General features: G+C 59.6%; 22 protein-coding genes and 1 tRNA gene. 17 read left to right on the top strand and 6 right to left on the bottom strand.

Annotated features, from left to right (window positions below; genetic code table 11):
• The first annotated feature begins 104 nt into the window (after positions 1-104).
• The 13 genes from ruvC (at position 105) to ACW9I6_RS19040 (ending at position 9,579) form a co-directional block, all read left to right on the top strand.
• Positions 105-629 carry a crossover junction endodeoxyribonuclease RuvC gene (gene ruvC, locus ACW9I6_RS19100; protein WP_003209812.1) on the top strand — a complete coding sequence of 175 codons (525 nt, stop codon included), beginning with the start codon at positions 105-107 and terminating at the stop codon, positions 627-629.
• Between the two features lie 115 nt (positions 630-744).
• Positions 745-1,356, top strand: coding sequence for a Holliday junction branch migration protein RuvA (gene ruvA, locus ACW9I6_RS19095; RefSeq protein ID WP_003209814.1), 612 nt, complete (start codon positions 745-747; stop codon positions 1,354-1,356).
• A complete protein-coding gene (gene ruvB, locus ACW9I6_RS19090; RefSeq protein WP_003209815.1) occupies positions 1,357-2,415 on the top strand; it encodes a Holliday junction branch migration DNA helicase RuvB in 1,059 nt (352 codons plus the stop codon).
• A gap of 138 nt (positions 2,416-2,553) precedes the next feature.
• Complete coding sequence (ybgC, locus tag ACW9I6_RS19085; RefSeq protein WP_177045890.1) at positions 2,554-3,009, top strand: tol-pal system-associated acyl-CoA thioesterase; 456 nt, start codon at positions 2,554-2,556, stop codon at positions 3,007-3,009.
• 1 nt (position 3,010) lies between these two features.
• Positions 3,011-3,706 carry a protein TolQ gene (tolQ, locus tag ACW9I6_RS19080; RefSeq protein WP_003209819.1) on the top strand — a complete coding sequence of 232 codons (696 nt, stop codon included), beginning with the start codon at positions 3,011-3,013 and terminating at the stop codon, positions 3,704-3,706.
• Between the two features lie 23 nt (positions 3,707-3,729).
• Positions 3,730-4,182, top strand: coding sequence for a protein TolR (gene tolR, locus ACW9I6_RS19075; protein ID WP_161635741.1), 453 nt, complete (start codon positions 3,730-3,732; stop codon positions 4,180-4,182).
• The gene (tolA, locus tag ACW9I6_RS19070) at positions 4,182-5,255 is read left to right on the top strand and encodes a cell envelope integrity protein TolA (RefSeq protein ID WP_003209823.1); all 1,074 of its coding nucleotides are present in this window, start codon (positions 4,182-4,184) and stop codon (positions 5,253-5,255) included. The genes tolR and tolA overlap by 1 nt, the downstream gene beginning before the upstream one ends.
• A gap of 17 nt (positions 5,256-5,272) precedes the next feature.
• Positions 5,273-6,553, top strand: coding sequence for a Tol-Pal system beta propeller repeat protein TolB (tolB, locus tag ACW9I6_RS19065; protein WP_032868196.1), 1,281 nt, complete (start codon positions 5,273-5,275; stop codon positions 6,551-6,553).
• Between the two features lie 55 nt (positions 6,554-6,608).
• On the top strand, positions 6,609-7,109 hold the full coding sequence (gene pal, locus ACW9I6_RS19060; protein ID WP_003209827.1) for a peptidoglycan-associated lipoprotein Pal: 501 nt from the start codon (positions 6,609-6,611) through the stop codon (positions 7,107-7,109).
• 6 nt (positions 7,110-7,115) lie between these two features.
• Entirely contained in the window at positions 7,116-7,949 is an 834-nt protein-coding gene (ybgF, locus tag ACW9I6_RS19055; RefSeq protein WP_023659229.1) for a tol-pal system protein YbgF, read from the top strand.
• Between the two features lie 164 nt (positions 7,950-8,113).
• The gene (gene queE, locus ACW9I6_RS19050; RefSeq protein WP_003209831.1) at positions 8,114-8,761 is read left to right on the top strand and encodes a 7-carboxy-7-deazaguanine synthase QueE; all 648 of its coding nucleotides are present in this window, start codon (positions 8,114-8,116) and stop codon (positions 8,759-8,761) included.
• Between the two features lies 1 nt (position 8,762).
• Positions 8,763-9,440 (top strand): 7-cyano-7-deazaguanine synthase QueC, encoded by a 678-nt coding sequence (gene queC / locus ACW9I6_RS19045; RefSeq protein WP_177045893.1) that lies wholly within the window; start codon positions 8,763-8,765, stop codon positions 9,438-9,440.
• Between the two features lie 63 nt (positions 9,441-9,503).
• A tRNA-Lys gene (locus ACW9I6_RS19040) sits at positions 9,504-9,579 on the top strand.
• Positions 9,580-9,697: 118 nt separating this feature from the next.
• Here the strand turns inward: ACW9I6_RS19040 and pstB are convergent.
• The 5 genes from pstB to lldD all read right to left on the bottom strand — a co-directional run bounded on the left by pstB (position 9,698) and on the right by lldD (position 14,736).
• Positions 9,698-10,477: a phosphate ABC transporter ATP-binding protein PstB gene (gene pstB / locus ACW9I6_RS19035; RefSeq protein WP_003209835.1), complete on the bottom strand. Its 780-nt coding sequence runs from the start codon at positions 10,475-10,477 to the stop codon at positions 9,698-9,700.
• The gene (gene pstA / locus ACW9I6_RS19030; RefSeq protein ID WP_457339662.1) at positions 10,477-11,349 is read right to left on the bottom strand and encodes a phosphate ABC transporter permease PstA; all 873 of its coding nucleotides are present in this window, start codon (positions 11,347-11,349) and stop codon (positions 10,477-10,479) included. The genes pstB and pstA overlap by 1 nt, the downstream gene beginning before the upstream one ends.
• Positions 11,346-12,341, bottom strand: a complete 996-nt coding sequence (pstC, locus tag ACW9I6_RS19025) for a phosphate ABC transporter permease subunit PstC (protein WP_087692899.1) — start codon at positions 12,339-12,341, stop codon at positions 11,346-11,348. Before pstC ends, pstA begins: the two co-directional genes overlap by 4 nt.
• Positions 12,342-12,407: 66 nt before the next feature.
• Positions 12,408-13,424 (bottom strand): phosphate ABC transporter substrate-binding protein PstS, encoded by a 1,017-nt coding sequence (pstS, locus tag ACW9I6_RS19020; RefSeq protein WP_003209841.1) that lies wholly within the window; start codon positions 13,422-13,424, stop codon positions 12,408-12,410.
• Between the two features lie 169 nt (positions 13,425-13,593).
• Positions 13,594-14,736 (bottom strand): FMN-dependent L-lactate dehydrogenase LldD, encoded by a 1,143-nt coding sequence (gene lldD, locus ACW9I6_RS19015; protein WP_457339661.1) that lies wholly within the window; start codon positions 14,734-14,736, stop codon positions 13,594-13,596.
• A gap of 107 nt (positions 14,737-14,843) precedes the next feature.
• On the opposite strand from lldD, the gene ACW9I6_RS19010 reads away from it, so the two are divergent.
• On the top strand, positions 14,844-15,749 hold the full coding sequence (locus ACW9I6_RS19010; RefSeq protein WP_003209844.1) for a LysR family transcriptional regulator: 906 nt from the start codon (positions 14,844-14,846) through the stop codon (positions 15,747-15,749).
• Here ACW9I6_RS19010 and ACW9I6_RS19005 read toward each other — a convergent pair.
• Positions 15,746-17,704 (bottom strand): hybrid sensor histidine kinase/response regulator, encoded by a 1,959-nt coding sequence (locus ACW9I6_RS19005; RefSeq protein WP_087692901.1) that lies wholly within the window; start codon positions 17,702-17,704, stop codon positions 15,746-15,748. The genes ACW9I6_RS19010 and ACW9I6_RS19005 overlap by 4 nt on opposite strands.
• 359 nt (positions 17,705-18,063) lie before the next feature.
• On the opposite strand from ACW9I6_RS19005, the gene ACW9I6_RS19000 reads away from it, so the two are divergent.
• The 3 genes from ACW9I6_RS19000 (at position 18,064) to nadA (ending at position 22,328) form a co-directional block, all read left to right on the top strand.
• Positions 18,064-19,350: an OmpP1/FadL family transporter gene (locus tag ACW9I6_RS19000; RefSeq protein ID WP_008432395.1), complete on the top strand. Its 1,287-nt coding sequence runs from the start codon at positions 18,064-18,066 to the stop codon at positions 19,348-19,350.
• Positions 19,351-19,478: 128 nt separating this feature from the next.
• A complete protein-coding gene (locus ACW9I6_RS18995; RefSeq protein WP_457339660.1) occupies positions 19,479-21,050 on the top strand; it encodes a lactate dehydrogenase in 1,572 nt (523 codons plus the stop codon).
• 219 nt (positions 21,051-21,269) lie between these two features.
• Positions 21,270-22,328, top strand: coding sequence for a quinolinate synthase NadA (gene nadA / locus ACW9I6_RS18990; protein WP_003209852.1), 1,059 nt, complete (start codon positions 21,270-21,272; stop codon positions 22,326-22,328).
• Positions 22,329-22,415: the final 87 nt, after the last annotated feature.

Here is a 22,415-nt window from a genome sequence, read left to right as displayed (position 1 = left end):
TCAGTCAGTCAATACGGTGACTGATACACCGCCTTCGCGAGCAAGCCCGCTCCCACATTTTGATCTTGGCTATATCAAGAATTTTTTATCCAACTGCAGGCGTTATGACTCTAATCCTAGGTATCGACCCCGGTTCGCGAATCACCGGCTTTGGCGTGGTCCAACAGACCCCGCGAGGCTGCGTGTACGTGGCGTCGGGCTGTATCCGTACCGGCGCCGGCGAGTTGGCCGAGCGCTTGCAGATCGTGTATCGCGGCGTGCGTGAAGTGATCCAGACCTATGGGCCGGTGACCATGGGCATCGAAAAAGTGTTCATGGCGAAAAACGCCGACTCCGCCCTGAAGCTCGGCCAGGCCCGCGGTGCGGCCATTGTGGCCGGAGCCGAGGAGGGCATGGAGATCGCTGAATACACCGCGACCCAGGTCAAGCAAGCCGTGGTCGGTACCGGTGCTGCCAATAAAGAGCAGGTGATGATGATGGTCATGCACATGCTCAAACTCACCGCCAAACCGCAAATCGATGCCTCCGACGCCCTGGCCATTGCCATTTGCCATGCCCATACCCGTTCCAGCCTGATGCCCCATGGCTTGGGGACCGCACGCAGTCGTGGCGGCCGGCTGCGTCTCTGATAGCATCAGCGCATTCATTCTGCGTGGGGTGCATGAACGGCCTGTGCTGTCGGCCGGCATGCCCGCGTTATTACCGGCCAGGCCTTGATTTGAGCCGATTCTTAAGGATTCGAACGTGATTGGACGCTTGCGCGGCACCCTGGCTGAGAAACAGCCACCGCACCTGATTCTGGATGTAAACGGGCTGGGTTATGAGCTTGAAGTGCCCATGACCACCCTCTACCGCTTACCGTCGGTCGGTGAACCGCTGACCCTGCACACTCACCTGGTGGTGCGCGAAGACGCGCAATTGCTCTATGGGTTCGTTGGCAAGCGTGACCGGGATTTTTTCCGTGAGCTGATCCGCCTCAACGGCGTGGGGCCGAAGCTGGCGCTGGCGCTGATGTCGAGCCTGGAAGTGGATGAATTGGTGCGCTGTGTGTCGGCCCAGGACACGTCCGCGCTGACCAAGGTACCGGGCGTTGGCAAAAAAACCGCCGAGCGCCTGCTGGTGGAGCTCAAAGACCGCTTCAAGGCCTGGGAGGTTGTGCCGAGCATGTTTGCCCTGGTGCCCAACCAGCCTGATGCGCCGGGTGTGCCGGTGGCCAGCGCTGAAAGCGATGCGGTCAGCGCGCTGATCTCCCTGGGCTACAAGCCGCAAGAGGCGAGCAAGGCCGTGTCAGCCATCAAGGACAAGAACCTGAGCAGCGAAGACATGATCCGCCGCGCCCTGAAGGGAATGATTTAAGTGATTGAAGCTGATCGTCTGATCGCGGCCACCGGGCCTCGTGATCGTGAAGAAATCCAGGACCGGGCGATTCGCCCCCTGAGCCTTGCCGAATACATCGGCCAGCCCACCGTGCGCGAGCAGATGGAGCTGTTCATCCAGGCCGCGCGCGGGCGCAGCGAGTCCCTGGACCACACGTTGATCTTCGGCCCGCCCGGCCTCGGCAAGACCACCCTGGCCAACATCATCGCCCAGGAAATGGGCGTGTCGATCAAGTCCACCTCCGGCCCCGTGCTGGAGCGCCCGGGCGACCTGGCGGCGCTGCTGACCAACCTGGAGCCCCACGACGTACTGTTTATCGACGAGATCCACCGGCTTTCGCCCATCGTCGAGGAAGTACTGTACCCGGCCATGGAAGACTTCCAGCTGGACATCATGATCGGTGAAGGCCCGGCGGCGCGCTCGATCAAGCTCGACCTGCCACCGTTCACGCTGGTGGGTGCGACCACCCGTGCGGGCATGCTGACCAACCCGCTGCGAGACCGTTTCGGGATTGTTCAACGTCTAGAGTTCTATAGTACGGCGGATCTGGCCACCATCGTCAGCCGTTCGGCGAGCATCCTTGGCTTGCCCCTGGACCCGGAAGGCGCCTTTGAAATCGCCCGCCGCGCCCGTGGTACCCCGCGGATTGCCAACCGTCTGCTGCGCCGGGTGCGCGACTTTGCCGAAGTGCGGGCCAAGGGGCATATCACCAAGCCCGTGGCAGACCTGGCGCTGAACCTGCTGGATGTGGATGAGCATGGCTTTGATCACCAGGACCGGCGCCTGCTGTTGACCATGATCGAGAAGTTCGATGGCGGCCCGGTGGGCGTGGACAGCCTCGCCGCCGCCATCAGCGAAGAGCGGCATACGATTGAGGATGTACTGGAGCCGTATCTGATTCAGCAGGGCTACATCATGCGCACGCCAAGGGGGCGTGTGGTCACCCGGCATGCGTATCTGCACTTTGGGTTAAACATTCCGTCACGATTGGGCGAGATGCCCGTAGTAGACGAATTCCTCGATGCAGTAGACGATTAAAAACGCTTGGCGATTCGATTTATTCGGAGTTTGTGCTGTCCTAGTGGCTGGCGTCGTCATTCTTTCGTTAGAAATGTGCCACAGAATGAAAAACAGTTGCCTGGCCGGATTGGCAACCTGAGGAGTAAGCACTAGAGTATGCGCGCGCAAAACGGGGATCAGTCGTTCGCACATCGCTGTCGCGTTTATTACGAGGACACCGATGCTGGCGGCATCGTTTATTACGTCAATTACCTAAAGTTCATGGAGCGGGCTCGAACCGAGCGGCTACGGGATCTGGGCTTTGCCCAATCCCAGCTGGCAGGGGAGGACCTGTTGTTTGTCGTGCATTCCAGCGAGGCGCGTTACCACGCGCCGGCGCGACTGGACGACGAGCTGCTGGTCAGCGCAGAAATAACCGAATTGAACCGTGCCAGCCTGCGCTTTAAACAGCAGGTCAGGCGGGCTACGGATGCAACGCTGCTCTGTGAGGGGCAGTTCCTGGTGGCCTGTGTTCGCACCAATAGTTTGAAACCCCGGGCCATTCCCGAAACTCTACGCGCGGCCTTTGCCGGCGTGAGCGGCGCGGGTAAACATTCAGAGCAGGAGATTTAGCGTGGAACCTACCGTCGTCGACCATTCCTCCATGTGGAGCCTGGTCAGCAATGCCAGTGTCGTGGTTCAACTGGTGATGCTGGTCCTGGTAGCCGCATCGGTTACCTCTTGGGTCATGATTTTTCAGCGCAGCAACCTGCTGCGTGCTGGTCGACGTGCCCTGGAGAGCTTCGAAGAGCGCTTCTGGTCGGGTATCGACCTGTCCAAGCTGTACCGCCAGGCGGGCAGCAACCCGGACCCGGATTCGGGCGTCGAGCAGATCTTCCGCGCCGGCTTCAAGGAATTCTCCCGTCTGCGCCAGCAGCCAGGCGTTGACCCGGAAGCGGTCATGGAAGGCGTGGCCCGTGCCATGCGCGTCGCCATCTCCCGCGAAGAAGAAAAGCTTGAGCAAAGCCTGCCGTTCCTCGCCACCGTAGGTTCCGTCAGCCCGTATATCGGCCTGTTCGGTACCGTATGGGGGATCATGAACTCCTTCCGCGGCCTGGCCCAGGCCCAGCAAGCGACCCTGGCCACCGTGGCCCCGGGTATCGCCGAAGCGCTGATCGCCACCGCCATCGGCCTGTTCGCAGCTATTCCCGCAGTAATCGCCTACAACCGTTTTGCCGCTCGTGGCGAAACCTTGATCAGCCGTTACTACACCTTCGCCGATGAATTCCAGGCGATCCTGCACCGTAAAGTGCACACCAGCGAAGAATAAGCAGGTAATTCCCAATGGCTTTAATCGCTCGAGCTCGCAAAAAGCGCAAGCCGGTCGCCGAGATGAACGTAGTGCCTTACATCGACGTGATGCTGGTGCTGCTGGTTATCTTCATGGTGACCGCGCCGATGCTCAATCAGGGCGTGAAGGTTGATCTGCCCAAGGTTTCCAGCGAAGCCTTGCCGCAGGACAACAACACCCAGGTCCTGACCATTTCGATCAAGGCTGACAAGACCTATTACTGGAACCTTGGCAGCGAAGTCGACACTCAGAAACAGCAGGACAAGGCCATGACCTTGCCGCAGATGACTGATGCCGTGACCAAGATCATTCGCGCCGGCAACGAAGGTGGCAAGCACACCCAGGTGTTCATTCGCGGCGACAAGGTCGTCGACTACGGCTCCGTCATGGGCGCCATGGGCGGGCTGCAGAAGGCCGGGGTCGGTAATGTTGGCTTGATTACCGAGGCGCCCTGATGCACCAACAGCGAGAGCCGTCCGCCTCGGAAAGCTACTTCTGGCCTAGCGTCTGGGCAATTGCCCTGCACGTCCTGGTGTTTGGCATGCTGTTCGTCAGCTTTGCCATGACCCCGGACCTGCCGCCAGCCAAGCCGATCGTGCAGGCGACCCTGTATCAGCTGAAATCGAAAAGCCAGGCCACCACCCAGACCAATCAGAAGATTGCGGGTGAGGCCCAGAAGTCGGCTGCGCGCCAGACTGAAGTCGAGCAGATGGAACAGAAGAAGGTCGAGCAGGAAGCGGTGAAGGCTGCTGCGGAACAAAAGAAAGAAGAGGCGGCTCAAAAGGCCGAGGAATCGAAAAAGGCTGACGAGGCGAAGAAAGCTGCAGAGGCGCAAAAGGCTGATGAAGCCAAGAAAGCCGATAAAGCTGCCGAAGCCAAGAAGGCTGAAGAGAAACAATTGGCTGATATAGCCAAGAAGAAATCTGAAGAAGAAGCCAAGAAGGCTGCCGAAGAAGAGGCCAAGAAAAAGGCCGCTGAAGACGCGAAGAAAAAGATAGTCGAAGACGCGAAGAAGAAAGCCGCGGACGACGCCAAGAAGAAAGCTGAAGCTGACGAGGCGAAGAAGAAGATCGCCGACGATGCGAAGAAGAAAGCTGCTGCCGATGCCTCCAAGAAAAAGGCCCAGGAAGCAGCGCGTAAATCGACCGAAGACAAAAAGGCCCAGGCCTTGGCCGATTTGCTTTCCGACACGCCGCAGCGCCAGCAAGCCTTGGCCGATGAACGTGGTGATGAAGTCGCGGGCAGTTTCGACGACCTGATTCGTTCACGGGCAGCGGAAGGGTGGACCCGTCCTCCTTCGGCACGTAAAGGCATGACAGTAGTGCTGCAGATCGGCATGTTGCCGGACGGTACGGTGACTTCGGTCAGCGTGGCCAAGTCCAGTGGCGACGGTTCGTTCGACAGTTCGGCGGTAGCAGCGGTCAAGAACATTGGCCGGTTGACCGAGATGCAGGGAATGAAACCAAGCGACTTCGCTCCCTACCGTTCATTCAAGATGACATTCACACCTGAGGATCTAGCCTTGTGAGAAACCTTCTTCGAGGAATGCTTGTCGTTATTTGCTGCATGGCAGGGATAGCGGCGGCGGATGAAAAGAACATCCTGGTCACCAGCGGTAGCGATCGGGCCACCCCGATCGCCGTTGTGCCGTTTGGCTGGCAGGGCGGCAGCGTGCTGCCGGACGACATGTCGCAGATCATCAGCGATGACCTGCGCAACTCCGGCTACTACGCACCGATCGACAAAGGCAACATGATCAGCCAGCCGACCCAGGCCAGCGAAGTCATCTTCCGTGACTGGAAAGCGCTGAACGCCCAGTACCTGATGGTGGGCAGCATCACGCCCGCCGGCGGTCGCCTGCAGATCCAGTACACCCTGTTCAACGTCGCGACCGAGCAGCAAGTGCTGACCGGCAGCGTGTCGGGCACCACGGATCAGCTGCGGGACATGGCGCACTACATCTCCGACCAGTCGTTTGAAAAACTGACCGGGATCAAGGGTGCCTTCTCCACGCGCTTGCTCTATGTAACGGCCGAGCGTTTTTCGGTAGACAACACTCGTTACACTTTGCAGCGTTCCGACTATGACGGCGCGCGTGCAGTGACGTTGCTGCAATCCCGTGAGCCGATCCTGTCGCCGCGTTTCGCGCCAGATGGCAAGCGTATCGCCTACGTGTCCTTTGAACAGAAGCGTCCACGGATCTTCGTCCAGCACATCGATACCGGTCGCCGTGAGCAGATCACCAACTTCGAAGGCCTGAATGGCGCGCCAGCCTGGTCGCCGGATGGTTCACGCCTGGCATTCGTGCTGTCCAAAGATGGCAACCCGGACATCTACGTGATGAACATGGCTTCGCGCCAACTGAGCCGTGTTACCAGCGGCCCGGGCATCAACACCGAACCGTTCTGGGGCAAGGATGGCTCGACCATCTACTTCACCTCCGACCGTGGCGGCAAGCCGCAAGTCTACAAAACCAGCGTCAACGGCGGCGGCGCCGAACGAGTGACCTTTATTGGTAACTACAACGCTGCACCTAAGCTTTCGGCTGATGAAAAGACGTTGGTGATGATTCACCGTCAGGATGGTTTCACTAATTTCCGGGTTGCGGCCCAGGATTTGCAGCGTGGAACCGTAAAAATCCTTACAGATACCAACCTTGATGAGTCAGCTACTGTTGCGCCCAACGGCACCATGGTAATCTACGCCACCCGCCAGCAGGGCCGGGGAGTCTTGATGCTCGTGTCCATTAATGGACGCGTAAGGCTCCCGCTTCCTACCGCTCAAGGCGAAGTCAGAGAACCGTCCTGGTCCCCTTACCTGAACTGACGCGGCGCTACAAAAAGAAGTACTTAACACACTGGGGTTCATTAGGAGTTTCACGATGGAAATGCTGAAGTTTGGTAAGTTTGCTGCTCTGGCTCTGGCTCTGTCCGTAGCCGTTGGTTGCTCGTCTAAAGGCGGCGACAATGCCGGTGAAGGCGCAGCTGTTGATCCAAACGCTGGTTACGGCGCTAACACTGGTGCAGTTGACGGCTCCCTGAGCGAAGAAGCTGCTCTGCGCGCTATCACCACTTTCTACTTCGAATACGACAGTTCGGACCTGAAACCAGAAGCCATGCGCGCTCTGGACGTTCACGCGAAGGACCTGAAAGCTAACGGCGCTCGCGTTGTTCTGGAAGGTAACACCGACGAACGTGGTACTCGTGAGTACAACATGGCACTGGGCGAGCGTCGTGCGAAAGCCGTTCAGCGCTACCTGGTTCTGCAAGGTGTTGCTCCAGGCCAACTGGAACTGGTTTCCTACGGTAAAGAGCGTCCAGTTGCTACTGGCCACGACGAGCAGTCCTGGGCTCAAAACCGTCGCGTCGAACTGCGTAAGTAATTCGTCATGCGAACGTGCCGTCGTGCTCTAACTGTATTGGCTCTCAGCCTGGCACCGCTTGCGGTGTGGGCTGCGGTTCCTGTGGAAGATAGCAACTCTGGCTATAACAATAGCGGGAGCAGTTATCCGCCAGCGGGTTATGGCACGAACGGCGCCTATGCCGGGGGCGCGGCAACTGCCGCGCCTTCGGCACAGGGCGAACTGTTCAACCAGCTGCAACGCATGCAGGATCAATTGTCGCAGCAACAAGGCACGATTGAGGTTCTGCAGAATCAAGTGAACCAGCTGAAGCAAGAAGGCCTGGAGCGTTACCAGGATCTTGATCGACGCATTGGAGCCGGCGTTACACCAGCCGCCACTCCTGATAATTCTTCTGCCGGTGGCGCCGCAAGCGCCGCCGGTGGTGCAGCGGCAGGGGCCGCGGCTGCCAGCCAAGCCCCTGCCGCCAGCAGCGAACCGGGTGATCCAGCGAAGGAAAAGCTGTATTACGATGCAGCCTTCGACCTGATCAAAGCCAAGGATTTCGATAAGGCCAGCCAGGCTTTTACCGCATTCCTGCGCAAATACCCGAACAGCCAGTACGCGGGCAACGCCCAGTACTGGTTGGGTGAGGTGAACCTGGCCAAGGGTGATCTGCAGGGCGCAGGCCAGGCATTTGCCAAGGTCAGCCAGCTGTACCCCAAGCACGCCAAGGTGCCGGATTCGCTGTACAAACTGGCTGACGTAGAACGCCGCCTGGGTCATACCGACAAGGTCAAAGGCATTCTGCAGCAGGTGGTGGCCCAGTATCCGGGTACCTCTGCGGCCCAGTTGGCTCAGCGGGATCTGCAACGCATGTAAGCGTCGCAACCCGTTCAGAAGAAACCCGCGCCCTGCGCGGGTTTTTTCGTTAGAATCCACGCCCTTTTATGAAACACGCTTCCTGGGGTTTACGCGTTGGCGCAATTCCTTGAAGTGCCTGACGGAGGCGGACAGCCTGTTTAGCTGTTACGCCCGTGGCGACTATGCAAGACACATTACGTATCACCGAAGTTTTTTACTCGTTGCAGGGTGAAACGCGCACTGCCGGGCTGCCCACTGTATTTGTGCGCCTCACCGGTTGCCCGCTGCGTTGCCAGTACTGCGACAGCGCCTACGCCTTCAGCGGCGGCACCGTGCGCACCCTTGAAGACATCCTTGAGCAGGTGGCCGGTTACCGGCCGCGTTATGTCTGCGTCACGGGTGGCGAGCCCCTGGCACAGCCCAATGCCATTCCCTTGCTCAAGCAGTTGTGCGATGCCGGTTACGAGGTGTCCCTGGAAACCAGCGGCGCCCTCGATATCTCTGCAGTCGACCCTCGGGTCAGCCGAGTCGTCGACCTCAAGACCCCAGGCTCCAAGGAAGTGCATCGCAACCGCTACGAGAACATCGAGCTGCTGACGGCCAACGACCAGGTCAAGTTCGTCATCTGTTCCCGTGAAGACTACGACTGGGCGACCTCCAAGCTGATCCAATATGGCCTGGACCGCCGCGCCGGCGAAGTGCTGTTTTCCCCCAGCCATCATGACCTGAATGCTCGCGACCTGGCCGACTGGGTCGTTGCAGACAACCTTCCGGTGCGTCTGCAACTGCAGCTGCACAAGTACCTGTGGAACGATGAGCCGGGGCGCTGAGATGACTGATCAAAAACGTGCGGTGATCCTGCTGTCCGGCGGCCTCGACTCCGCGACCGTGGTCGCCATGGCCCGTGCAGAAGGCTACAGCTGCTACACCATGAGCTTCGACTACGGCCAGCGTCACCGTGCCGAACTGAACGCTGCCGCCCGTGTCGCCCGAGACCTGGGCGCGGCGGAGCACAAGGTGATCGGCCTGAATCTCGACGGCATGGGTGGCTCGGCGCTGACCGACAGCTCCATCGACGTGCCGCAAGGCCCCAGCGAAGGCATTCCGGTGACGTACGTGCCGGCACGCAACACGGTCTTCCTGTCCCTGGCCCTCGGCTGGGCCGAGGTGCTCAATGCCCGCGACATCTTCATCGGCGTCAACGCCCTGGACTACGCCGGATACCCGGACTGCCGTCCCGAGTACATCGAGTCGTTCGAGCGCATGGCCAACCTGGCGACCAAGGCCGGTGTAGAAGGGCAGGGCTTTCGCATCCTGGCGCCGCTGCAGAACCGCAGCAAGGCCGATATCGTGAAGGCAGGCGTAGGACTTGGCGTCGATTACTCGCTGACTGTTTCCTGCTATCAGGCAGACACTGATGGTCGCGCTTGTGGGAAATGCGACAGCTGCAGACTGCGTGCAGAGGGCTTCCAAGCGGCCGGAATTACTGACCCAACGCGTTATTTCTGATTTATTTTAAATAAGGTGTTGAATAATCCTTAGAAATCAGTATTATACGCGCCACCACACAGCGGGTCGTTAGCTCAGTTGGTAGAGCAGTTGGCTTTTAACCAATTGGTCGTAGGTTCGAATCCCACACGACCCACCATTTTTGGCGGTTTAGAAAATCCGGAAGGCCCACGCAAGTGAGGATTTCCGGGTTTTTTTTTGCCCAGTAAAAAGCCGATCACTCTCGCGACAGAGAGTGATCGGCTTTTTTGTTAAAGCTAGCCAAACCGCCCGGTGATGTAGTCCTCGGTCTGTTTCATCTTCGGCTTGGTGAAGATCTCATCCGTATTGCCATGCTCAATCAGTTCGCCCATGAACATGAACGCCGTGCTGTCCGACACCCGGGCGGCCTGCTGCATGTTGTGGGTCACGATGATCACCGTGTATTGCTCTTTCAGCTCGGTGATCAACTGCTCGATGCGCCCGGTGGAAATCGGGTCGAGCGCCGAGGTCGGTTCATCCAGCAGCAATACCTGTGGGCGCAGCGCAATGGTGCGGGCGATGCACAGGCGTTGCTGCTGCCCGCCTGAGAGACTCTGGGCGCTCTGCTTGAGTTTGTCTTTCACCTCATCCCACAGCGCGCCGCCGCGCAAGGCTTGCTCGACTCGATCATCCATTTCCCGGCGCGACAGCTTTTCGTGGTGGCGCACGGCATAGGCGATGTTGTCGTAGATCGACATCGGGAACGGTACCGGCTTCTGGAAGACCATTCCGACGTGGCTACGCAGGCGGTTCATCGAATAGCCGGGGGCGAGGATGTTTTCGCCATTGAGCAGCACTTCACCGCGGGCTTCCTGCTTCGGGTACATCGAGTAGATACGGTTGAACACGCGCAGCAAGGTCGACTTGCCGCAGCCCGATGGGCCGATGATCGCGGTGATGCGTTTTTCCGGAATGTCGATGTCGATGGATTTCAGCGAACGCTGGTTGTTGTAGAAAAACTCCAACCCACGGACACGGATTTTGGTTTTTTCAGGATCAAGGCGGGTCGATTGCATCAGTGGGACCTATTGCGCAAAAGAATCAGGCGAGACATCAAGCTCAGCACCAGCACGAACATCGTCAGTACCAAGGCGCCTGCCCATGCGAGGGAGTGCCAGTCATCGAAGGGGCTCATGGCGTACTGGAAAATAACCACCGGCACGCTGGCAATCGGCTTGAGCAGGTTGCTGCTCCAGAACTGGTTGCCGAAGGCGGTGAACAGCAGCGGCGCGGTTTCCCCGGTAATCCGCGCCAGCGCCAGCAGGATGCCGGTCACCACGCCGGCCTTGGCCGCTCTCAACACGATCTGCAACGTCAGTTTCCACTGGGGTACGCCCAGGGCCAGGGCCGCCTCGCGCATGGTGGAAGGTTGCAGTTGGAGCATCTCGTCGGTCGTGCGCACCACCACCGGAATCACCAGCAAGGCCAGCGCCAGGGCACCGGCAATGGCGGAGAAACCTACCTGGTGATTGGTCAGCAGGTTCAGCGGCAGGATCACCCCGGTGTAGATGAACAGGCCCAGCACGATCGACGGCGCGGACAGCAGGATGTCGTTGATGAAACGCACCGTGGTACCCAGGCGCGAGTGCCGTGCGAATTCCGCCAGCCAGATACCGGCCATCAGTCCGATGGGCGTGCCAATCAGCAGCGCAATCCCGGACATCAGGGCGCTGCCATAAAACGCGTTGGCCAGGCCGCCGTCTGTTCCGGGTGGCGGCGTCATCTCGGTAAACAGGCGCAGGTTGAGCGCCTGAAAGCCGTTGATGATGGTGGTCAGCAGAATCCACGCCAGCCACAGCAGGCCAAAGACTGTCGCGCCACAACTGAGCAGCATGGCCACCCGGTTCTTCAAGGCACGCTTGCGGTACAGGCGTTCGTTGCTGCTCATAGGCCCTCCTTGCGGGACAGGCGCATGAGCATCAGCCGCGCCAGTGCCAGCACCACGAATGTCACGATAAACAGCAGGAAGCCCAGGGCGATCAGCGCCGAACGATGCAGGTCGGTGTACGCCTCGCTGAACTCGTTGGCGATGACGGACGCGATGGAACTGCTGGGCATCAGCAACGAGGCGGAGAACTGTTGCGCGTTGCCCAGCACGAAGGTCACGGCCATGGTTTCACCCAGGGCGCGACCGAGGCCGAGAAAGATCCCGCCGACCACTGCCGAACGGGTGTAGGGCAGGACGATGTCCCACACCACTTCCCAGGTAGTACTGCCCAGTGCGTAGGCCGACTCCTTCAATTGAGTCGGCACACTGCGGAAAACCTCATGCATCACCGACGTGATGAACGGCGTGATCATGATCGCCAGCACGATGCCGGCGGTCAGCATCCCGATGCCCAGCGGTGGCCCCTGGAACAGCGATCCAATAAACGGAAGCGCACCCAGGTAATCGTTGATCCAGGGTGACAAGTGTTCAGCCATAAAGGGCCCGAAAACAAACAGGCCCCACATGCCATAGATAATCGAGGGAATGCCCGCGAGCAATTCAACGGCGGAGGCGACCGGCATTCTGAGCCAGGGCGGCGCCACTTCGGTGAGGAAAATCGCGATGCCGAAACTCACCGGCACCGCAATCAGCAACGCCAGCAACGAGGTGACCAAGGTGCCGTAGATCGGTACCAGGGCGCCAAAGTGGTTGTTGACCGCATCCCACTCGGTGCTGGTGATGAAACCGAAACCGAAGGTCTTGAAGGCCAGGCCACCGCCCCACAGGGTGGAGGCGGCGATGCTTGCCAAGAGCAGCAGCACCAGCATCGCGGCCCCGAACATCGAGCGTTTGAACCACAGATCGTGGCGCTGATCGCGAGCGGCGCGGCTATCACCCGACACGTCGCTTGCGTGAGTAGTCATAACCAGGGATTGCACGGTGTCGTTCATATCAGAAGTGCTCACCCGCCTCCATCAAGCATGCACATGCTTGAGGAAGGGGGCTATAGAGGCGGATCAGTGGGCGAAGTCAGACTTCCAGTAACCTTCGATCCGGGTCACGAGGGAATCGGGCAACGCTACGTAGTCCAATGCCGCAGCCTGCTGCTGACCTTTCTCCAACGACCATTTGAAGAAGTTGAAAGCGGCCTGGCTTTGCTCGGCGTTTTTTGCCTGCTTGTACATGATGATCCAAGTGGTCGCCGTGATCGGCCACGCGTTCTCGCCCGGTGCGTTGGTCATGATCAGGTTGAAGTCATGGGCGTTGGCCCAATCGGCAGTATCAGCCGCTGCCTGGAAGGCCTTGGCGTTGGGCTCGACGAATTTGCCGGACGCGTTCTTCAGTGAGGCGTAGGTCATCTTGTTTTGCAGGGCGTAGGCGTATTCAACAAAGCCGATGGAGTTCTTGATCTGCTTCACGTAGGCCGAAACACCTTCGTTACCCTTGCCGCCCACACCGACCGGCCACGGCACGGTGGTGCCGAAACCGATTTTGGTTTTCCAGCCATCACTGACCTTGGAGAGGTAGTTGGTGAAGTTGTACGAGGTGCCCGAGCCGTCCGAGCGGTGGACCACGGTGATATTCGCGCCCGGCAGTTTCAAGCCGGGGTTGAGGGCGGCAATCGCCGGGTCGTTCCAGGCCTTGATGTCACCGAGGAAGATCTTCGCCAGCACATCACCATCGAGTTTCAGCTGGCCAGCTGCAACGCCCTCGACGTTCATCACCGGCACGATGCCGCCAATCACGCTTGGGAATTGGCCGAGGCCGCCGGCCTTCAGTTCATCCGCCGACAGCGGCGCGTCGGACGCACCGAAGTCCACGGTAGCCGCCTTGATCTGGGCGATACCACCACCGGAGCCGATGGACTGGTAGTTGATCCGGTCACTGGAGCTTTTGCTGTATTCCTGGGACCACTTGGACAGCACCGGGTAGACGAAACTGGAGCCTGCGCCCGTGACGTCAGTGGCGTGAGCGACACCACTCAGGCACAGGGCAGTGAACAACACTGACAGACTCTTTTTGGTCAGCAACATCACGACGACACCTCAAAGGAAGGGGGCAGGTGGAGGACTCCACCTGCCTGGGACGTGACGATTTAATTCCTGAAATGTGTCTGTTTAATGACGGTTTGGCTTTATGAAGAAACATTTAGAAATATCTGTGGGCGACCCCGGAAGGGATGTTCCGAGGTCGCTGCACTGATCAACCCTGGCTGCGCACCAGGATCGACTCATCGATCTGGGCGATCGACGTGACTCCGGTCAACGTCATGGCCACGCGCATTTCCTTGGCGAAGATATCCAGCAGGTTCTCCACGCCACGCTGCCCGTCGGCGGCCAGTGCGTAAGCCTGTGCACGGCCCAGCAGAACGCCCTTGGCGCCCAGCGCGAGCATGCGCACCACGTCCAGCCCCGAGCGTACGCCGGAGTCCACCAGCACCGTCAGATCGCTGCCCACGGCTTGTACGATAGGCGCCAGTGCCTTGGCTGTGGACAGCACGCCATCCAACTGGCGCCCGCCGTGGTTGGAGACGACGATGCCGTCGGCACCAAAGCTCACCGCGTCCTTGGCATCCTGTGGATCGAGGATGCCTTTGATGATCATCGGGCCTTTCCAGAATTCGCGGATCCACTCCAGGTCTTTCCAACTGATGGAAGGGTCGAAGTTGTTGGCCAGCCAGCCGATGTAGTCCTTCAGTTGGGTGGGCTTGCCCAGGTACTTGGAGATGTTGCCCAGGTCGTGGGGGCGACCCAGCAGGCCCACATCGAAGGCCCAGGCTGGTTTGGTCATGGCCTGCAGGATTTGGCGTTGCGGCCCGTAGGCACCGGACATACCCGAATGGGCATCGCGATAACGCGCGCCGGGGGTGGGCATGTCGACCGTGAACACGAGGTTTTTCACCCCGGCGGCCTGGGCGCGCTCCAGGGCGTTTTTCATGAAGCCGCGGTCTTTCAGCACATACAGCTGAAACCAGATCGATTGCGGGCTCTGGGACGCCACTTCCTCGATCGGGCACACGGAAACGGTCGACAGGCAAAACGGAATGCCCTTGTTCGCTGCCGCCTTCGCCGCCTGGACTTCACCACGCCGGGCAAACATGCCGGTCAGGCCCACCGGGCTGAGGACCATCGGCATCGCCAATGGCTGGTCGAACAACGTGGTTTCAAGGCTCAGGCTTTCGACGTTGCGCAGGATGCGCTGGCGCAGGCTGATATCCGACAGGTCCGAGCTGTTGGCCCTGAGGGTGTGTTCGGCGTAGGCGCCGCCGTCGATGTAGTCGAACAGGAAGCGCGGCAGTTTGCGGCGGGCGGCTTCGCGGTAATCCGATGCAGACGAAATGATCATGAACAGTGATGCCCCGAGTGAAGAAAACGGTGGGGTGAGGATAGACAAAGGCCTTTCATGGTAAAAACAACTTTTCCAACTTGAATCAAGTCGCAAACGGAATACTCATGAACCTTCGTACGTTGCTGGCCTTTGTCGAAGTAGTTCGCCAGGGCAGCTTCTCACAAGCAGCCGAGGTGGTTTCGCTCACCCAGTCTACCGTCAGCAAGGCGGTCAAGACTCTGGAAGATGAATTGGGCACGCCGCTGTTCAATCGCATCGGCCACAAGAGCGAGCTCACGGCCGCCGGCGAAATTGCCTACCGCCGAGCGCTGGTGTTGCTGGCGGAGCGCAGTGACCTGGTGGCCGAGATCAACGACTTGCTGGGGCTCAAGCGCGGTGTATTGCGCATCGGCTTGCCGCCGGTGGGCAGTGGGGTGCTGTTTGCGGCGATGTTTGCCTTGTATCGACAGCGTTATCCGGAAATCGAGATCGAGCTGATCGAGCATGGCAGCAAGAAGTTGGGCGAATGCCTGGAGGCCGGGGAGGTGGACCTGGCCGCGTTGCTGGTACCGGTGGCGGGAGAATTTGAATATCAGGATGTGCGTGTCGAGCCACTGATGGTGGTGATGCCGATCGACCATCCTTTGGCCGGGCGTAAAAGCGTCGATTTTTCCGACCTGGCTGACTCGCCCTTTATTCTATTCGAGGCCGGGTTTGCGCTTAACCGGATCATTCTCACAGCCTGCGAGCGCAGAGGCGTAGTCCCGCGTATCACCGCCCGCAGTGCGCAGATCGACTTTATCGTCGACCTGGTTGCCGCGGGCCTGGGTGTCGCGTTTCTACCGAGCATGCTGGCTTACAAACACCTGCACGCCGGCATCGCCCTGATCCAGCTGGACGAGCCCCAGACTGATTGGCACATCGCCCTGGCCTGGCGGCGACAGGCGCACTTGCCACCGGCGGCGCGGGCCTGGCTGGATCTGGCCCTGGAGATGGGGAATGTTCCGGACACGACCCGGCCTGCGGTCTAGCCTTGTGCGACCAGGGGCAGGCGGCTCTTGACGACTTTTTGCAGCAGCAGGGCCAGCACCTCGGTGGAATACGGCTTTTGCAGCAAGACAAAACGGCTGGCTTCTTCCTGGGCGATACGCGCGTATTCGTCGTTGTAGCCGGTGGTGAGCACCACCGGCAGCCATGGGTACAAGGCTTCGATTGCGTCCAGCAACTCCAGGCCACTCATGCCGGGCATGGAGATATCGGAGAACACCACCTGGAAGCTTTCTGGGTTGGGGGCCAGGGCTTCCAGCGCGCTGTTCGCATCCGGCACCCACAGCACGTGAAAGCCCATCTGTTCCAGGGTTTGCGAGGTGTACAGGCCCACATCGGCGTTGTCCTCGACCATCAGCACGCACAAGCCTGAGATGATGGGCGAAGCGCTGGTGTCTTGAGGTACCGGCATGGCACTTGGCTCGACCTTGGGCAGGTACAGCGTAAATTGGCTACCCCTGCCGCACTCGCTCTGTACCAGGATTTCCCCGCCTGATTGCTTGGCGAAGCCGTACACCTGGGACAAGCCCAGGCCGGTGCCCTGGCCGATACCCTTGGTGGTGTAGAAGGGCTCAAAGATCGCGTCGAGTTTTTCCGGCGGGATACCCGAGCCGGTGTCCGCCAGTTCGATGGTCACGTAATCGGCGACACGTACCGGGTGAGCGCGAACCGAGGGTAGCCAGCTTGCCGTCGAAACGGTGATGGTCAAATGCCCGTTGCCGGCCATGGCATCCCTGGCGTTCACCACCATGTTGACCAGCGCGGTATCGAACTGGCTTTCGTCGGCGTTGATAAAGCAGGCGTCGTCAGGCACCTGGATGCTTACCTTGACCCGTGAACCGGTCAGGCTGTCCATCATCTCGCCCACCCGCTTTACACTTTCGCCGACGTTGAACACCTCGGGTCGCAAAGCCTGGCGGCGGGCGAATGTGAGCAACTGGGCCGTCAGGCGGGCCGCGCGATCGACCGTGCTGGCGATGGCTTCCACGTATTTCACGCGGCGTGCTTCGCTCAGGGCAGGTGGCTTGAGCAAGTCGGCACAGGACTTGATCACCGTCAGCAGGTTATTGAAATCATGTGCGACACCGCCAGTGAGTTGGCCGATGGCTTCCAGTTTCTGTGACTGACGCAGGGCGTCTTCCGACAGTCGCAGGGCTTCCTTGGCTTCTTCCTCAGCCTGGATATCACGGCCCACGGCGTGGATGTAGTCGCTGTCGGGCACGGCCGTCCAGGCGATCATGCGGTAGCTGCCGTCCTGGTGGCGGTAACGGTTCTTGAAATTGGGGAAGTTCTTGCCATCGCCCAAACGGCTGACCGCCGAGGATGAGACGGCCAGGTCGTCGGGGTGAACCAGGGCCAGCAACTGGCTGCCCACCAGGTCGTTTTCGGCGTGGCCGAGCATGCGTGTCCAGGCCGGGTTCACGGCGGAGATCACACCGTCGAGTTGTGCCACCAGCATCAGGTCCGGCGACAGGCGCCAGATACGGTCGCGATCGCGAGTGCGTTCGACCACCCGCTGTTCCAGGGACTCGTTGAGTTTGCGCAGGGACTCTTCGGCTTCGCGCAGGGGCGTGATGTCCCGGGACACGCAGAGGATTTTCTCCGGCAGGCCGTCACTGCCCATGATCGGGCTGACGTTCACGTGCCACCATTTAAGGTTGCCGGCCAGGGTGTGGGCAGCGCCGACAAAGCTGGCATTGCGACCGGCCTTGGCGGCCTCAACGGCAGCCTTGGCATCGAGATTGCCCTGGTCGTGCCAGAAGTCGGGCCAGGGGCAGCCGCGGATCGCATTGAAGTCGCTGACTTCCATGATCTGCTTGCCGCCTTCGCTCATGAAGGTCAGGCGGGCGTCGAGGTCCAGCACCTTGATGCAATCGTTGATGCTGGCAAGCACGCGTTCGGTGAAGGCTTCGCTGTGGTTGAGGCCCGCGGCGGACAAATCACTCTCGCCAGATTCAGGTGGGCTGTTTGTCTCAGGACCCGTCCCGATAGTGCTATTCATTTGAGTGCTGCCACGCGTGTTAAATGGCCGTCATCATGTCATTGCGACACTTATATCACCAGCGCCTTCACGCATATTCGATGGCAGGCAATCCGGCCTGCTGCAAGCGTGACGGCGAGATTAAAACCCGTCAGTCATATTCAGGTTCCGGGGTCTGAATAAGTGCTGGAAAAACCGTCGAAGTCTTTGAAAAAAATAGGATTGTCGGACAATTTTGCGCATGAAAAACTCTTCATAATTTGCCCGCTCGAAGATTGGTAGCTTCCTCTCGCTGCCCAATAATTCGAGTTCTAATAATGAATAAAAAACTCTTCAAGAGCGCTTTGGCGCTGTCGATTTCCCTTGCCTCCACTTCCTTGTTTGCCGGTGGTTTTGCCCTCAACGAACAAAGCATCAGTTCAATGGGGACCGGTTACGCCGGGCGTTCCTCCTCCGCGGATGACGCCAGCACGGTGTTTGGCAACCCGGCGGGCATGTCTCGTCTCAAGCAGAATGAAGTGAGCATCGGGGCGACCTACCTGGATGCCAAGTCGAACATCAAGGATGCCAGCTCCAGCCAAGGTGGCGTGGACAACCCCGGCACCAACAAAGGCGATATGGTCCCCGGCATCGCCGTACCGATGGGCTACCTGGTGACGCCGATTGATGAACACTGGGCGTTTGGCCTGGGAATCTACGCGCCGTTCGGCCTCGTGACCGACTATGAACACAGCTTCCAGGGCAATGGCTTTGGCAACAAAAGCAAGGTTCAAGTCATCACGGTGCAGCCAACCGTCAGCTATGCCTTCAACGACAAGGTTTCGGTGGGCTTCGGTCCGACCTTCAACCGTATCAGTGGCGAACTGGACTCCAAGGTCCCGGCATTTGGCCTCGGCACGGAAAGCGTAAAGGTCAAGGGCGACGACACCGCCACCGGTTTCAACGCCGGTATCCTGGTGCAGCCGATTGAAAGCACGCGCATTGGTGTGACCTACCACTCGCAGGTTGTGTATCACCTGTCGGGCAAAACCAACGCCTCGGGGGTGCTCACCGACCTGGTGGATGGCGGCCCGCAGCGGTATGACGCCAAGCTGGATGTCACCACGCCGTCGTCCGTGGACTTCTCGGTCACCCATAAACTCAACGATGACTGGACCCTGTACGTCGGCAGCACCTACACCCGCTGGAGCCAGTTGAAGAAGATTACGATCAACAACAGTGGCGTCTCTGACCTCGCCACCGAACTGGCCGGCCTGAACTCCATCACCGAAGAACAGCACTGGCATGACACCTGGTCTCACGCCATCGGCCTGTCGTACCAGTTGAACAAGCAACTGGTGCTGCGTACCGGCTTTTCGGTGGACCAGACGCCCACCAACAACACCGACCGGTCCGTACGTATTCCTACGGGCGATCGCACGGTGTTCAGCTTGGGCGCCGGCTGGACGCCAGTGGATAACCTGACCTTCGACGTCGCTTATTCCTACCTGAAAGAAGAGCCGATCAAGGTCCGCGACAATAATCCGCAACTGGCGCTGACCTACGACGCCAAGTATGAAAACAGCGCCAACGGTTTCGGCGGTTCGGTGACTTACCGCTTCTGATGCACCGGAAGAGGGCAAAGAGTCAGTTTTCTGACATGGCTCTTTGCTAGCAATTGTATCGGTCGCGCTACCAAACCTTCCCTGTCTTGGTTAAATTGGCTGCAATCCAGCTCAAGACAGGGATCGTCATGACTACGCTTTCGCCGATCAGCTCCGCCATCGCCCTTACCAATCGACCCGCCGTTACCCCGCCAGCTAAGCAGGCGCCAGAAACGGACGCCGCTGCCGTGCGACCTTCCTCGGTGGTCAGCCTTGGCAATGTCACGGTAGACGTTCAAGCCGAGACGTATTCCCGCAACGGCCAATTGCCCGGCCATGGGCCGATCAATGCCTGGGAAAGTGACAGCGACGATGCGGTCACCAAAGCGATCAGCACGAATTTCCCTGCACTGCCCAGAGGCACAGGCTTCAGCGGCCTGGGCGCCACCCTGATTGAGCAATTTGCGAAGAGCGGTACCGACATTTCCCAGTCGGCGCTGAGCACCAGCTCTTCCAGGACCCAAAGCCCCGCCGAACTCAAGGTTCAACAGGCGCTGCTGCACAGCAGGGCCGACAACCTGGTCAGCCTGACCGTCAAGACGGCCAGCGGCAAGACCGTCACCTTCAGCCTGGCCAGCCAGTTGGGAGGCTTGGCCGCGCAGGCGAAGGTGGACGGTGGCGCCCTCAGCGCCGCCGAACTCAAGGAAGTCGCCAAGTTGGGCGAAGCCTTCCAGGACGCGATCGACGGCCTGGCCGCCCAGCCGCCGAAACTCGAGCTGAGCAAGCTGACGCAGTTTGATTCCAGCGTATTGGCTTCGGTGGACCTCAGCGGCAAATTGAAAGTGAGCAATACTGACGACCTCACGCTTGCATTCCATGCGGACAGCCAGGGCCGCACCACGCGCATGAGTAGCCCGGCGGGGGAAGTGAATCTCTCGGTCGACCTGAAGAACGCCGGCATCCTCGGCAACGCCAAGCAACAGGCAATCGCGCTGAAAAGCTACCTGGCCCAGTTCGACAAGGCCCAGGCGCGGGGCAAAGCCGATGCTGACCTGATGGCGATGTTCAAGGATGCGTTTACCGCCATGAACAGCAACTACCCGCAGGGCGCCAAAGCGCCTGCGCCGCTGACCCGCAGCGCGGCAGATCAAGGCCTGCTGACGGGCCTGGCGGATTTCAAGGCCTCCATCAGCCAGGCGGCCAGCTCCCCCAACCCGGCGCGCCCAGGGGAAACCGATACGTTTGCCTATGGGATTTCCCAGAAAACGCGCATCGGCGGCAATGACCTCTCCAATCGCACGATCGATCAGGTCCAGCGATCAAGCCTCAAGGCCAGTTTCCATCAGGGCCTGGATGGCGGGAAGCCGCCGGCTTTCGATACCAGGCGCGAGTCGCAGAACTACCTCTATGTGCAGGTCGACGACAAGGCCAGCAGTGCGGCGAACATCACCTACAAGGATGGTTTCTTGACCAACGCCTCCGTGGACCAAAGCGCCAGTCAGAACACCCGCACCCAGCGATACGAGATGGCTCGACTGGTTAAAGACAGCGTGGTACCGAACGAGGCCACCAGCCATCGCGACTACCTGGTACTGCTGGAATATGCGGCGCGGGAAGGCAAGAGTGCCAAGGGCGCCGATGAAACCATCCTGAAGGATGCCCTGGCGAACATGCATCAGTGGGCGTTGCTGCAAGACGATCCGTCCGCTTTGCCCGGTTAAACCGGTCGTTGTAAAAAAGGGAAACCCCTGGCCGGGTTTCCCTTTTTCATGCCTGGCCGAATCCCAGATTAGGCTTTTGAAACCATTCGATATTCTGTAGCCTTGCGCAGCTTCACCGTGCTTGATGAACACAATCACTTCGTCCGGCGGCGCCCGAAAGGCTCCAGAGCCGGTGGTACACTCGACTTTCGCGCAACTGCGCCTGCAGGTCTTGCGAACATGACGCAAATTTCCGAACGCCTTCTGGTCCAAGCCCACCTCGACGCCAAGCAGCCCAAGGTGCTGAGCGCCGAAGAAGAGGCGGGCTACCGCGCCGCCATCGCCGCCGAGCTCAAGGCTCAGGACGCGGTGCTGGTGGCACACTTTTACTGCGACCCGGTGATTCAGGCCCTGGCCGAAGAAACCGGTGGTTGTGTGTCCGACTCCCTGGAAATGGCCCGCTTCGGCGCCGCGCACCCGGCCAAGACCGTATTGGTGGCGGGCGTGCGATTCATGGGGGAGACGGCCAAGATCCTCACGCCTGAAAAACGCATCCTGATGCCGACACTGGAAGCCACGTGCTCTCTGGACCTTGGCTGCCCGGTGGATGAGTTCTCGGCATTCTGTGATCAGCACCCTGAGCGCACGGTGGTGGTATATGCCAACACGTCGGCGGCGGTGAAAGCCCGTGCTGATTGGGTGGTGACTTCCAGTTGTGCGCTGGAGATTGTCGAAAGCCTGATGGATAACGGCGAGACGATTATCTGGGGGCCGGACAAGCACCTGGGCACCTATATCCAGCGTCAGACGGGTGCAGACATGTTGCTGTGGGATGGTGCGTGCATCGTGCACGAGGAGTTCAAGTCCAAGCAGTTGGAGGACATGAAGGCGTTGTACCCGGACGCGGCGATTCTGGTGCACCCGGAGTCGCCCACTTCGGTGATTGAGTTGGCGGATGCGGTGGGGTCTACCAGCCAGTTGATTGCGGCGGCGCAGCGGTTGCCGAACAAGACGTTTATCGTGGCCACCGACCGCGGCATTTTCTACAAGATGCAGCAGCTGTGCCCGGACAAGGTGTTTGTCGAGGCGCCGACGGCGGGGAATGGGGCGGCGTGTCGCAGTTGTGCGCATTGCCCGTGGATGGCGATGAATACCCTGGAACGTACGCTGCAGTGCTTGCGTGAGGGGAGTAATGAGATTTTTGTTGAGCCTTCGGTGATTCCGCAGGCGGTTAGACCGCTGAAGCGGATGTTGGATTTTACTCAGGCGGCTCGGTTGAGGTTGGCGGGGAATGCTTGATCTTGTTTGAGTACATATCCGTTATTTAGGTTACGGCCGCTTATGGTTCCGCTCTTACAGCGGGTCACTTTTGGCAAACGCCCCAAA

This window comes from Pseudomonas sp. SDO5522_S412 (genome assembly GCF_054071215.1).
This window is presented reverse-complemented; position numbering and strand designations above follow the sequence as displayed.

Excerpts from the sequence above, each read along its gene's own strand:
- ACW9I6_RS18995 (WP_457339660.1), top strand. The coding sequence starts at position 19,479 with ATGACTACGCTTTCGCCGATCAGCTCCGCCATCGCCCTTACCAATCGA.
- pstC (WP_087692899.1), bottom strand. The coding sequence starts at position 12,341 with ATGAACGACACCGTGCAATCCCTGGTTATGACTACTCACGCAAGCGAC.
- queC (WP_177045893.1), top strand. The coding sequence starts at position 8,763 with ATGACTGATCAAAAACGTGCGGTGATCCTGCTGTCCGGCGGCCTCGAC.
- ybgC (WP_177045890.1), top strand. The coding sequence starts at position 2,554 with ATGCGCGCGCAAAACGGGGATCAGTCGTTCGCACATCGCTGTCGCGTT.
- nadA (WP_003209852.1), top strand. The coding sequence starts at position 21,270 with ATGACGCAAATTTCCGAACGCCTTCTGGTCCAAGCCCACCTCGACGCC.
- lldD (WP_457339661.1), bottom strand. The coding sequence starts at position 14,736 with ATGATCATTTCGTCTGCATCGGATTACCGCGAAGCCGCCCGCCGCAAA.
- tolA (WP_003209823.1), top strand. The coding sequence starts at position 4,182 with ATGCACCAACAGCGAGAGCCGTCCGCCTCGGAAAGCTACTTCTGGCCT.
- ACW9I6_RS19010 (WP_003209844.1), top strand. The coding sequence starts at position 14,844 with ATGAACCTTCGTACGTTGCTGGCCTTTGTCGAAGTAGTTCGCCAGGGC.
- pstA (WP_457339662.1), bottom strand. The coding sequence starts at position 11,349 with ATGAGCAGCAACGAACGCCTGTACCGCAAGCGTGCCTTGAAGAACCGG.
- pstB (WP_003209835.1), bottom strand. The coding sequence starts at position 10,477 with ATGCAATCGACCCGCCTTGATCCTGAAAAAACCAAAATCCGTGTCCGT.
- ruvC (WP_003209812.1), top strand. The coding sequence starts at position 105 with ATGACTCTAATCCTAGGTATCGACCCCGGTTCGCGAATCACCGGCTTT.
- ACW9I6_RS19000 (WP_008432395.1), top strand. The coding sequence starts at position 18,064 with ATGAATAAAAAACTCTTCAAGAGCGCTTTGGCGCTGTCGATTTCCCTT.
- pstS (WP_003209841.1), bottom strand. The coding sequence starts at position 13,424 with ATGTTGCTGACCAAAAAGAGTCTGTCAGTGTTGTTCACTGCCCTGTGC.
- queE (WP_003209831.1), top strand. The coding sequence starts at position 8,114 with ATGCAAGACACATTACGTATCACCGAAGTTTTTTACTCGTTGCAGGGT.
- tolB (WP_032868196.1), top strand. The coding sequence starts at position 5,273 with ATGCTTGTCGTTATTTGCTGCATGGCAGGGATAGCGGCGGCGGATGAA.
- pal (WP_003209827.1), top strand. The coding sequence starts at position 6,609 with ATGGAAATGCTGAAGTTTGGTAAGTTTGCTGCTCTGGCTCTGGCTCTG.
- ybgF (WP_023659229.1), top strand. The coding sequence starts at position 7,116 with ATGCGAACGTGCCGTCGTGCTCTAACTGTATTGGCTCTCAGCCTGGCA.